This is a genomic window from Micromonospora sp. NPDC005413 (genome assembly GCF_040606435.1).
In the GTDB taxonomy this organism is placed as follows: Bacteria; Actinomycetota; Actinomycetes; order Mycobacteriales; family Micromonosporaceae; genus Micromonospora.
Map to the genome: position 1 here is coordinate 54,663 of NZ_JBEXEV010000031.1, position 11,547 is coordinate 66,209.

8 protein-coding genes are annotated in these 11,547 nt (G+C 69.7%); all 8 read right to left on the reverse strand.

Annotated elements, in window-relative coordinates; translation table 11 throughout:
• Window positions 1-8: 8 nt before the first annotated feature.
• Window positions 9-3,944 carry a ThuA domain-containing protein gene (locus ABZS37_RS25930; RefSeq protein WP_355173037.1) on the reverse strand — a complete coding sequence of 1,312 codons (3,936 nt, stop codon included), beginning with the start codon at window positions 3,942-3,944 and terminating at the stop codon, window positions 9-11.
• Between the two features lie 22 nt (window positions 3,945-3,966).
• Window positions 3,967-4,971, reverse strand: a complete 1,005-nt coding sequence (locus tag ABZS37_RS25935) for a multicopper oxidase domain-containing protein (protein WP_355173039.1) — start codon at window positions 4,969-4,971, stop codon at window positions 3,967-3,969.
• 462 nt (window positions 4,972-5,433) lie between these two features.
• Entirely contained in the window at window positions 5,434-6,273 is an 840-nt protein-coding gene (locus ABZS37_RS25940) for an amino acid ABC transporter ATP-binding protein (protein WP_355173041.1), read from the reverse strand.
• Between the two features lie 5 nt (window positions 6,274-6,278).
• Entirely contained in the window at window positions 6,279-7,073 is a 795-nt protein-coding gene (locus ABZS37_RS25945) for an amino acid ABC transporter permease (protein ID WP_354997120.1), read from the reverse strand.
• 75 nt (window positions 7,074-7,148) lie between these two features.
• The gene (locus ABZS37_RS25950) at window positions 7,149-7,967 is read right to left on the reverse strand and encodes a basic amino acid ABC transporter substrate-binding protein (protein ID WP_355173043.1); all 819 of its coding nucleotides are present in this window, start codon (window positions 7,965-7,967) and stop codon (window positions 7,149-7,151) included.
• Window positions 7,968-8,157: 190 nt separating this feature from the next.
• Window positions 8,158-9,069: a sulfotransferase gene (locus tag ABZS37_RS25955; RefSeq protein WP_355173045.1), complete on the reverse strand. Its 912-nt coding sequence runs from the start codon at window positions 9,067-9,069 to the stop codon at window positions 8,158-8,160.
• A 2-nt stretch (window positions 9,070-9,071) separates the two neighbouring features.
• Window positions 9,072-10,100: a hypothetical protein gene (locus tag ABZS37_RS25960; protein WP_355173047.1), complete on the reverse strand. Its 1,029-nt coding sequence runs from the start codon at window positions 10,098-10,100 to the stop codon at window positions 9,072-9,074.
• Window positions 10,097-11,461, reverse strand: a complete 1,365-nt coding sequence (locus ABZS37_RS25965) for a glycosyltransferase family 4 protein (protein ID WP_355173049.1) — start codon at window positions 11,459-11,461, stop codon at window positions 10,097-10,099. The genes ABZS37_RS25960 and ABZS37_RS25965 overlap by 4 nt, the downstream gene beginning before the upstream one ends.
• Window positions 11,462-11,547: the final 86 nt, after the last annotated feature.

The following is an 11,547-nucleotide window of genomic DNA, read 5'->3' on the forward strand; positions in this document are numbered from 1 at the left end:
CGTCTCTCCTAGAGTTCCCGCGCGCGGACGTTGCGGAACTCGGTCAGGTCGTTGTCACCGTGGTTCTGCAGGCCGATGAAGCCGCGCAGGAACTGCCGCAGATCGGTCGGCGGGTCGCCGGCGCGGGAGGACTGTTTGCCCGGCGTGTTGTCGAACTCGTTGATCACCACACCGTTGCGGATCATGGTGTAGTGCTGCCCGACCACGCGGATCTCGTAGTCGTTCCACTGGTTTTTCGGGGTGACCCCGGCCTGGGCGAGCGGCACGGGGTCGAAGTTGTACACCGAACCGGTCTTCTGCGGCTCACCGGTCTCACCGTCGTAGATCTGGATCTCGTGTCCGCAGTAGATCGCCACCCAGGCCTCCGAGGTGCGGGCCGATCCGACCGTGCCGCAACTGCCCGGCGGTCGCTGGTCGAGGGGGATCCGCGGGTCCGGGAAGCGGGTGAAGACGCCGGTGTTGGCCCGACCGGTGCCCGGCGCGATGTCGCGGAACTGCACCTTCAGGGAGAAGTCGCCGAGCTCCTTGGTGTGCCAGAGCATGCCCAGGCCACCGCTTGACCGCAGCGACCCGTCCGGCTGGATGCCGAACGACCCGGACGGCGCCTGCCGCCAACCGCGTAGCGACTCGGCGGTGCCGTCGAAGAGTGGCTCGTACCCCGTGTGTCCGTCCCGGCCGATGTCGGACGCGGCGGCCAGGCGGGTGAGCGTGCCGGACTCGCGGGCGGTGAGCAACCCGTCGTCCTGCAGCGCGCGGGTCACCGCGGTCACGTGCCGGACGAAACTGTTGTGGTCGGCCCAGGTGCTCTCGTCGTCGATCAGGTCGTTGACCGTGCAGCCCTGCCCGACCGTGCGGCTGGGCACCCCGGTGTCCGTGTCGTCGAGCCACACGTTCTGCCGGTCGTCCGGCACCGCGCAGCCCACCGTGACCGTGGACTGCACCGTCGCCGTCTCACCGTCGGCGTACGTGACGGTCAGCTTCGCGGTGTAGGTGCCGACCTTGGCGTACACGTGCCGGGGGTTCGCCTCGGTCGACGTGGTGCCGTCGCCGAACTCCCACCGGTGGCTGACGCCGCCGGAGCGGGAGCCGTTGAAGGCGATGGTCAGCGGTTTGTTCTGCACGGCGACCGAGGTCGCGGCGGGTGCCGGGGTGGGTGCGCCGCCGGTGTAGGTGATCCGGATCAGCTTCTGGTTGGGGTGCAGGCTGAAGAAGCCGCCTCCGTAGTCCAGCAGGTAGAGCGCGCCGTCCGGGCCGAACTTCGCGTCCATCCAGCTCTGCAGCCGGGCGTCGCCGTTGCCACTGGGGATGATGGCCCGCAGCGACTCGGCGAATACCGGCGGTGCGGCAGTCGGCACGCCGGCCGGGTCGACGGTGACCGCGACCCGGTTGGCGGCGTTCGACTGGTCGCCGATGAACCACTTCTCGTCCCAGTACTCCGGCCAGGCCACGCCGCTGTTGGTGTCGACGAGGTCGCGGTGGTAGGTCGGACCGGACATGATGGCCTGCCCGCCGCCGCGCAGGTAGGGCTGGGTGTAGGTGGCGTCGGCCGCGACGTAGGTCGGGAGGCCGCTGCCGTCCGTCCTCTTCGGGAACACCGGTCCCCCGCCGTCCGGCGCATACCAGATCATGTTGTCCCGGGCCGCCGGGATGTCCACCAGACCGGTGTTGCGGGGTGACTCGTTCTTCAGGTTGTCGCAGTCGTACCAGCCGGTCAGCACGGTCGCGTCGGTGCTGCTGCGGTCCCGGTACGGCTGCCGGTTGCCCATGCAGTACGGCCAACCGTGGTTCCCGGCCGAGGTGATGACGGTGGCGGTCTCGTACTTGGCCGGGCCGAGGGTGGGGCTGGGCGATGAGGCGTCCGGGCCGACCCAGCCGGCGGTCAGCCACTGGTGCTCGGGGTCGACCTGCAGGCGGGCGATGTTGCGCACGCCCATCACGTAGATCTCCGGGCGGGTCTTCTCGGTGCCCGGCGGGAACAGGTTGCCCTCCGGGATGGTGTACGTGCCGTCCGCCTCCGGGTGGATCCGGATGATCTTGCCGGCGAGGTCGTTGGTGTTACCCGACGTGCGGCGGGCGTCCTGGAACGAGATCCCCTGGTACTCCTGGGTCCAGTTGTTGCCGGAGTAGCCCTGCGATCCCTCGGAGGAGTTGTTGTCGCCGGAGCCGACGTAGAGGTTGCCCTTGGCGTCGAACGCCATGCCGCCGCCGGCGTGGCAGCAGCTGTGGATCTGCACCGGGAACTGCAGCAGATCCTTGCGGGTGGCCTGGTCGATGCTCTGCGCCTGGCGGTCGTAGGTGAACCGCGAGACGGTGCGCTGCCCGACCCGCTTCACCCGGTCGATCGAGTCGTGCGGCATCCAGTAGACGTAGAGCCAGCCGTTCTCGGCGAACGCGGGGTCCGGCACGATGCCGAGCAGGCCCTCCTCGTTCTTCACCAACTCGGAGCCGCTGCCCCGGTTGCCCATCACCTCAAGGGTGGTGAGCAGTTTGGCCTGCTTCGTACGCGGGTCCCACGAGTGGATGGTGCCGCAGCCCAGGCCCACGTTCGGGTTGTTCCAGTCGGCGATCGGGCCGCTCGGGCACGCCGCCTTGCCGACGTAGAAGGCCGTGCCGTCCGGCGCGATGGTCAGCCCGTGCGGCTCGCCGATCTGGTCCAGCTGACCGGTCTGGTTGGCCGCGGTGAGCCGCTCCACTTTGTAGTTCGACGCGATCGTGGCCTGGCAGTCGCCGCGTACGCGGCCGGTGGTCCAGTTGAGGGCTCCGGTGAGGTGCGTGCGGAACGCCTCCTCACCGTAGCTGCCCTCGGTGTGACCCATGCCGGTGTAGAACGACCGCCCGCCGTCGTAGTCCCGGCACCAGGACACCGGGTGGAAGGGGCCGTTGGCGCCCGGCCCCGGGTTGTAGTGCCGCTCCTCGACCTGGGCGAGGGTGTGCACGGTGCCGATCGGGTTCGGGTCCCAGTTGTCCCAGCGGTCCGACCGGGTGATGGTCGTCGGCAGGGATTCGGTGGCCGGGTGGTGGCGGTCCAGGATGTTGACCACCGCCTGGTTCACCGGTGGGATCTGCGGCGCGGTGGTGTCGCCGGTGAAGAGCCGCAGGTCGGCGAGTTGGATCAGCGGCTCCCCGCTGTTCGCGGTGATGTTCAGCCGGAAGTGCTTGAACTCCCGCGGGGTGGTGATGTCGAAGCGGCGGATCTGGAACCGCTCCGGGAAGACCTGACCGGTGCGCCGGTCCAGGTCGGTCCAGCTCTGGCCGTCCGCCGAGCCCTGTAGCGTCCAGTCCTTCGGGTCGCGGCCGGTGAAGTCGTTGGCCGACGTCAGCGCGTAGCCGGTGACCTGCTTCGGCGCGCTCAGTTCGTAGGCGACCCAGGCCGTCGGGGTGCGGACGAGCCACTTGGTGTTGCCGTCGCCGTCGGTCAGCTTCTCCTTGGTCTCGTTCGGTGGGTTCTCGCCGCTGGCGGTCACCCGGGCGACCGGCTCGGCCACCGGGATGGCGCCCGCCGGGCGGGTGCCGATCAGGCCGGTGAACCAGGCGGAGTCGACCTGGGCGCGGGCGGCGTCGGCGATGCCGACGAAACCGCCGCCGGCCTTCATGTAGCTCTGCAGCGCCGACTCCTGGTCGCGGTTGAGCGCGGCGCCCGTCGTGGAGAGAAAGACCACGCTGCGGTACGCGGACAGCCCGGCCGGGGTGAACACGCGCGGGTCCGTGGTGGTCGTGACATCGATGTCATGAACGGCACCAAGCTGCGTGATGGTGTCCGCTGCGCGGGAAACCGGGTCCTGTTGCTCGGCGACCGGCCCGTGGAACACGAGGATCGCTGTCTTCTGCGGCTGCGCCGCCTGTGGTGCGGCTGCCGTTCGCGGTGCGGCTGCCGCCGTCGTTGCTGGGATCAGTGTCGCGATTGCCGCTACCGCGGCGAGAGCTCGTCGTATTTTTCTGGTCATCCCGTCCCCACTTTCGGTTCGGTCAGCTTCCGTGCGTGTGGGTGTGGCCCTGGAACCGGTGGATCGCCTCCTCGGCGCCCGGCGGCATGCTGCCGTCGGCGTTGCGCACCAGGAAGATCCCGGCCATGCCGCCGTCGGAGTGGAACTGCACGTGGCAGTGGTACATCCACGCCCCGGGTCCGACGCCCTCCCCTGCGAGGACCTGGAAGCCGAAGGAGCTGCCCGGATTGAGGTCCTTGTTGTCGATCACGAGGCTCGGGTCGGCCGGGCCTTCGAGCATCCCGGTGCGGTTGTCCGCCCAGCGGTGCGCGTGCAGGTGGAAGGTGTGGAAGGTGCCGCCGTGCCCGATGGCGATCCATTCCACGCGCTCGCCCAGGTTCGCCTCGAACATCGGGGTTTCCGGGGCCATCCGATTGTTGATCATCATGTCGTTGAACACGACCGTGAACTGTTTCGTCGGCAGGATGTCGCCGCGCCGCCGGACGATCAGCGCCCCGTACAGGCCCTTCGCCACCCCGGCGGTGCCGTGGTCGGTGCCCATGGCGTGATCGTGGTAGTGCCAGTAGCCGGCGCTACCCGGCATGAACCTCCGGCCTGCGGCGGCGAACATCTCCCGCGAGCGCCAGACGTACGTCCGCGTCTCGCCGGGATTGTTGAACGAGGCGTTGAGCGGGCTGCCGTCCGAGTCGGTGCTGTAGTCCACCCCGTGTGGATGGATGGACAGCCGCTGGTTGGTGGTGTTGACCAGCGTGATCTCCAGGGTGTCACCCTCGTACATCTCCAGCAACGGCCCCGGAACGGTGGCCTGGCCGGGTGCCAGGCCGTACCCGAACAGGCCGCCGGGCAACTGCTCGGCGTAGATGGTGACCTTCTTCGTGACGCCGACGGCGGCCTGTGCGGGGCTGCCTCCGAACGCGGTGTCGATCGCTGGGGCGGACGCGCCCAGCGCCCCGGCGGCGAGCGCTCCGGTGGCGATCAGGGATCTGCGGGACAGCTGGCGGTGAGAGCCAACGGCGTGATCGTCCATGGGTCTCCGTTCCCGACCGGGCGAAGACGCGACGAGGGCAGGGTGCATCGACCGCCGAGCGTTGGGCGGAGGCACGACTGAGGTGAGGCTCGTCGCGGGCTTTGCTCGGAAGACTCAAGACTTTCGGTGGATGCCAGCAACTTATGTAATCCATCGACGAAAGTACAGGTCTGATTGCAAAAAGATTACCTTGACATCACGACGGCCGTCGATTGACATGAACCTGACATGCAGGCCGGGGTAGGCATCAGCCCGTCACGCCGCGCATGATCCACTCAACATCGCCGATGTGGCGGCATCCGGAGCGCGCGATACCGCGACATCGCCGATGTCGTGTCGATCATGGAAGGCGCGGCCCAACGGCCCTGGCCGAGGGCGAGGGCGAGGGCGGAGGCGGCCCCAGGGGCGGTCCGGGGGCCGCCCGGCCCGGAGGGCGCGGGGCGGCCCGGCCCGGGGCGGTCGTCAGAGGTTGTGGCGGTCGTCGACCGGCAGGCTGGGGGCCGCTGGCGGCTCGGGCGACTGCTCGGGCTGACCGAGCTGCGCGACGTGGGTCGGGTCGAGGACCCGGGAGAGGAACGCACGGGTCCGCTCGTGCTTCGGCGCGCCGAGCACCTCCTGCGGCGGCCCCTGCTCGACCACCACGCCACCGTCCATGAACACGACCCGGTCGGCGACGTCCCGGGCGAACGCCATCTCGTGGGTGACCACCATCATCGTCATGCCGTCCTCGGCCAACGCGCGCATGACAGTGAGCACGTCGCCGACCAGTTCCGGGTCGAGCGCGGAGGTCGGCTCGTCGAAGAGCATCAGCTTCGGCTCCATCGACAGCGACCGGGCGATCGCCGCCCGCTGCTGCTGCCCACCGGAGAGCTGTGCCGGGAACGCGTCGGCCTTGTCGGTCAGGCCGACCCGCTCCAGGTTGGCCCGCGCGACGCGCTCGGCCTCGGCGCGACCGCGCCGGAGCACCCGACGCTGGGCGATGGTGAGGTTGTTCAGCACCGTCAGGTGCGGGAACAGGTTGAACGACTGGAAGACCATGCCGATGCCGCGGCGGACCGCGTCGATCTCGACATCCGGGTCGGTCATCTCGACCCCGTTCACCCAGATCTTGCCGGCCGTCGGCTCCTCCAGCAGGTCGACGCAGCGCAGCAGCGTCGACTTACCGGACCCGGACGGCCCGATGACGCAGACCACCTCGCCCTGGCCGACCTCGAAGTCGATGCCCTTGAGCACCTCAAGCGGCCCGAAGGACTTGTGCAGGTCGCGGATCTCGACGGCGGGGCGGGATGGGGTCGTCGTCATGCGGGTCACCGAGCCTTGGCGTAGCGGAGTTCGAGGCGTCGTACCACCTGGGACAGGGGCAGGGTGATCACCAGATAGGCGAGACCGGCCACCAGCAGCGGAGTCGCGTTCACCCGGTCGTTCAGCATGTCCCGGCCGAACTTGGTGATTTCGATGGTCTGCGCCGTCACGCCCAGCACATAGGCCAGCGACGAGTCCTTGGTGAGCAGGATGAGCTCGTTCGTCAGCGGCGGGATCACGATCCGGAACGCCTGCGGGATGACGATCGTGCGCATGGCGGTGAAGTGCGACATCCCGAGGGTGCGCGCCGCTTCCATCTGTCCCTTGGGAACAGCCTGGATACCGGCCCGGATGGTCTCGGCCATGTACGCCGCGGCGGTCAACCCGAGACCGATCGCGATCGAACCGAACACACCACCCGGGATCTCCCGCTCCGGGAAGGCGATGGGAATGCCGTACCCGACGAGGAAGAGCACCAGCAGCGCGGGCAGACCCCGGAACAGCTCGATGTACGCCGTCGCCACCCAGCGGTACGGCGCCACCCGGGACAGCCTCATCAGCGCGAGGATGGTGCCGAACACGAGACCGAAGGCGAACGCGCCCAGCGTGTAGAGGACGGTGTTGCGCAGCGCGACGGTGATGATCGTCGGGAACATCGACTTGATGATGTCGACGCGGAAAAACGCGTCCTTCAACCTGTCCCAGTCCGCGGCGAAGAGCACCGCGGCGATGATGGCGATGAAAACCAGGTACTGGAGCCCGAGGGACAACCGCTCCCGCTGGCGGCGTCGCAGCTTCACGTTCGCTCGTTGCCTTCCCGGAGGTTACCTACGAGGAGGGCGCGCGGGCGCGCGCCCTCCTGCACTGAGCTTCGATCAGGCGCTCGGCCGCTTGCCGATCCACTTCTCGTAGATCGTGTCGTACGTGCCGTCCTGCTTGGCCTTGGCCAGCACCTCGTTCATCTTCTTGAGCAGTTCCGGGTTGCCGTCCTTCTTCACCGAGAAGCCGTACTGCTCGCCGGTGTCGAACTCGGCGGCCACCTGGAACCCGCCCGGGTTTTCCTTGAGGTACTCGGTCCAGACCGGCAGGTCGTTGACGGCGGCCTCGACCTGGCCGTTGGAGACGGCCTGCTGCAGGGCGGCGAGGTCCTCGAACTCGACGAGCTGCAGGCCCTTCTCCTTCTCGAACTTCCGGGCATAGTCGCGGCCCGTGGTAGCCGCCTGGACGCCGAGCTTCTTGCCCTTGAGGTCGTCGAGCGACTTGTACGGCTTGCCGGTCTTCACCAACATGGCCTGGGTGGCGTCGAAGTACGGATCGGAGAAGTTCATCACCTTCTGCCGTTCCTCGGTGATCGTCATGCCGGCGGCGGCCGCGTCGCACTTGCCGGTGTTCAGGTCCTGGCCAGACTTGATCCCCTCGAACGGGGTGTCGATGATCGTCTGCTCGACGCCCAACTCCTTGGCCACCAGGTCCATGATCTCGACGTCGAAGCCGGTCACCTTGCCGCTGGCGTCCTTGGACTGGAACGGCGGGTACGGCAGGTGGGTGCAGACGGTCAGCTTGCCCGCCTCGACCAGCTTGACCCCGCTCGCCTGAACCTCGCTGTCATCCTTCTTGGCGCATCCCGCGGTCACCGCGAGGGCGGCGACTGCCACGACGAGGCCGGCCTGACGGATGGCGCTGTGGAACCTCACGGCTGTGTCCCTCCGGTTCGGCTCCCCTGTCACCGGAAGCCAAGTTGGTGCTAAGACTTTGTGACAGGCGACGGTACCTGATTGCGCGAGCCACACCCAGATCACGTCGGGTCGTTGGGCCAGCGCGGCAACAGCGCCACCGACAAACCCGACACTGGGCCGACAACCGGGCGGCGTTGGGCAGGATCGTCTAGACCGCGTAGCCCCACTCGGCCAGCGGCTTCTCCAGCACCCGTTCGATCGCGGCGAGCTGCGCCGGGCTGAGTTCGTCCCGGTACGCCGCCGCCCGGCCCGCCGTGAAGTCGTACCGGGAGAGGCCCTTCTCGAAGGCGGGTGACCAGCTCAGCCCGAGAAAGTCGAGCATCCGGCCGACCTGCTCGCGGGGCTGCTCGACCAGGTCCTCGTAGCGCACGTCGAGCCACTGGTCGGCAGGGTGGCGCAGTCGGGCCTGCGCGAAGGCGTCCATCAGCATCTTCCAACCCAGCGCGGCGAGCACCTGGAAGGACCGGCCGGACTCGACCCACTCCTCCCGCAGATCGGACGGGAGCGGGCCGTAGATCCAGTTGTCGGGGCCACGCCACCCGTCCCACCAGCCCATCTGGAGCCAGGAGTTGGCCACCGCCCGGCCGTCCCGCACGACGTTGACCACCCGCAGGTCCGGGTACGCGGCGCGCAGCAGGCCGGTACGCGGCCACCCGGTGATGTGCTGCACCAGTTGCTGGCAGCCCTGCCGGGCGATCCGCTCGTCGAAGAAGGCCCGCAGCCGCCGGGCCACGAACGGTGTCAGGTCCTCGGCCACCAGGTCGCGGCACGGTCGGGAGAAACCGCCCAGCACCTGCCGGTCGAGCAGGTGGTACGCCTCCGACGGCGCCACCCGGAGCCGGCCCCGTTCCAGCAGCCGTCGGCTGTGCCGCAGCGAGGTCATCCCCACCGGGCGCGGCGCCGACCGCCGGTAGAGCACGCCGTTGAACCTGCCCTTGGGGTTGAGCCGGGAGAGTTTGTCGTCCAGGCCGGAGACGAAGCCGACCGCGGGATGCCGGGAGAGCAACTCCTGGACCAGGGTCGAACCGCAGCGACCGGTGCCCACCACCAGTGAGAGCATCTTCAGCCTTCCTGCCGGGTGGCGGGTGACGAGGGGACGACCGGGTCGGGAGGGAACGTGGCGGCGGGTGATGTGCCCGTCGGGCGGCGCAACGGGTAACCGAACCGAGACAGGGCCACCCCGGTCAGCCCGGTGACCACGGCGTACGCGCGGGTGGAGAGCCCGGACAGCCACTCGGTGTCGGCGACCACGCCGACCACGCCGGTGCGGTGCCGCGAGGGATTGCCGGCCGCCGAGTGGGTGGGTGTCAGCCGCACCGTGTCCGGTGTCGGGAAGGGCAGGTCGTCGGGGGTCGCGCCGACGAACAGGGCGATCTTCGCGGTGGTGCCGGCCGGGTCGGCCACGAAGTCCTCGTAGCGCACCCGCAGATAACGGCCCGCCGTGCTGTCGTCGACCGGCCGGCCGCCCCAGAGTCGTACGGTCGCGGTGTTCCAGACCAGCCAGAGCAGGGCGGCCTTCCAGACCGGTGGCCGGCTCATCAACCGGTCGTCCGCGCGCCCGTCCAGGGGGCGTCGGCGACGCCAGGAGTACGCGGTCGCGCGCGGGTCGCGGACCACGTGCAGGACGTACAGGTCGATGCCGGGCAGGCTGCCGAGCAGGGCGCCGTACGGCGGCAGCTTGGAGGAGTCGACGATGACGCCACTGGCCCGGTCGGGAAGGGCGTGCTCGGCGATCGAGGCGTAGAGCCGGGCCAGGTGGGTGTCGTCGGGGTGACCTGGGACCGGCGGTTGTCCCCGACGGTGCCGGCGGAGCAGTGCGGGTAGCCCGCGCAGTCGCAGCCGCTCGGCCAACCGGGCGGCGATCCCGGCCGGGTCGGCGGTGATCAGGTCGGCGCGCACGCGGGTCCAGAGTGGGCAGTCGGCCAGTGGCGATCCGCAGCCGCAGGGCCGGTTCTCCAGGATGCCGCGTCGCCACAGGTAGCGCAGTTCGCCGGCGGCGAAGAAGCCCGGCAACTGCCCCAGGACCGTGGTGACCAGCGTGCTGCCGCTGCGACCGCTACCGGCGAGGTAGAGCACCCGGACCGCGCTCACCGGGCCGCTCCCCCATCGGTCGCGGTGCGGGCCTTGCGCCGCCGGATGGGCAGCGCTGTGGCCGCCTCGGCGTACAGCTCGCGGATTCGGGCCAGGTGCTCCTCGGGGGAGAACCGCCGGGCGACCTTCGCCCGGCCGGCCTGACCCATCCGGTACGCCTGCTCGGGGTCGGCCAGGATGTCGTTCAACGCGTCGCCGAGGTCGGTGGGCCGGTCGGCGGCGACGATGGTGCCGTCCAGTGTGGATTCGACCAGCTCGGGAAGGCCGCCCAGGTCGGTGGCGACCACCGGGACACCGCAGGCGAAGGCCTCCAGCACCGCCATCGGCTGGTTCTCGTGCCAGCGGGAGGGGACGGCGACCACCGCCGCAGACCGGATCAGGTCGTGCAGGCGTGGCTTGTCGAGGCGACCGTGGAACCGGATCCGGCCGGGCACCCGTCGCGCGGCGAGCGCCTCCAACTCGGGGCGGGCCGGGCCGTCCCCGGCGACGTCCACGGCGACCCCGTCCGGCAGCGCGGCGACCGCCTCGATCAGCACGTCGACACCCTTCTCCGGGGCCAGCCGGCCGGCGAAGACGACGCCACCACCGGGCGCCTCCTTGGCCGCGATGCCGGTCAGGTCGACGAAGTGGTTCACCACCCGCAACCGGTCCGGGTACACGCCCGCGCGGCGCATCACGTCGGCCAGGAAATCACTCGGGCTGACGAAGACCTGCACCGGGTCGTACGCGTTCAACTCCCGGTGCAACCAGGACTCGACCGCGAGCAGGGTGCTGCGGGACAGCGAGCCGTCCTTGCAGCGACGACGGGCCGCCTGCAGCGGGCCGTCGGTGACGCACGCCTGGCAGGGGCGGCCCCGGTCCAGCAGTTGGTAGCTCGGGCAGGCGAGCTTGTAGTCGTGCATGGTCAGCACGCACGGCACGCCGGCCGACCGGGCTGCGGCGAGCACCGACGGGGAGAGCTGGTGGTAGATGTTGTGCAGGTGCAGCACGTCCGGCCGGAAGTCGTCGATCACCCGGGCCAGCCCGCGCCGGCTCGTCGGTGACCACAGCATCCGACCGGCGGCCACCGCGCGTGGCCGTAGCCCGCTCGGTGCCGGTTCCAACTCCACTTCGGCGGGAAAGTGCGCCGCGTAGGGCAGCGGCGACTCGTTCTCCGGGTGGCTCATGCCGAAGTAGGCGACCGTGTCGCCCGCTGCCCGCTGCAACTCGGCGAGGTCGAGCAGGTATCCCTCGGCGCCGCCACGGCGGTAGAGGAACTTGTTCACATGCAGCACGCGCATCGACTCGGCCTGCTCACGTCGATCGGGCGAACCCGGCCCGGAGGTGATGACCGGGGTCTGCCCGCCCCGGCCAGGGCTCACCGTATGCAGGGCGGGTCGGCGAGTCCAGCTCACCTATGGCATGTGCCTGAACGGTTGATCTTCGCATGCCCGTGCGGCCCGCAGCC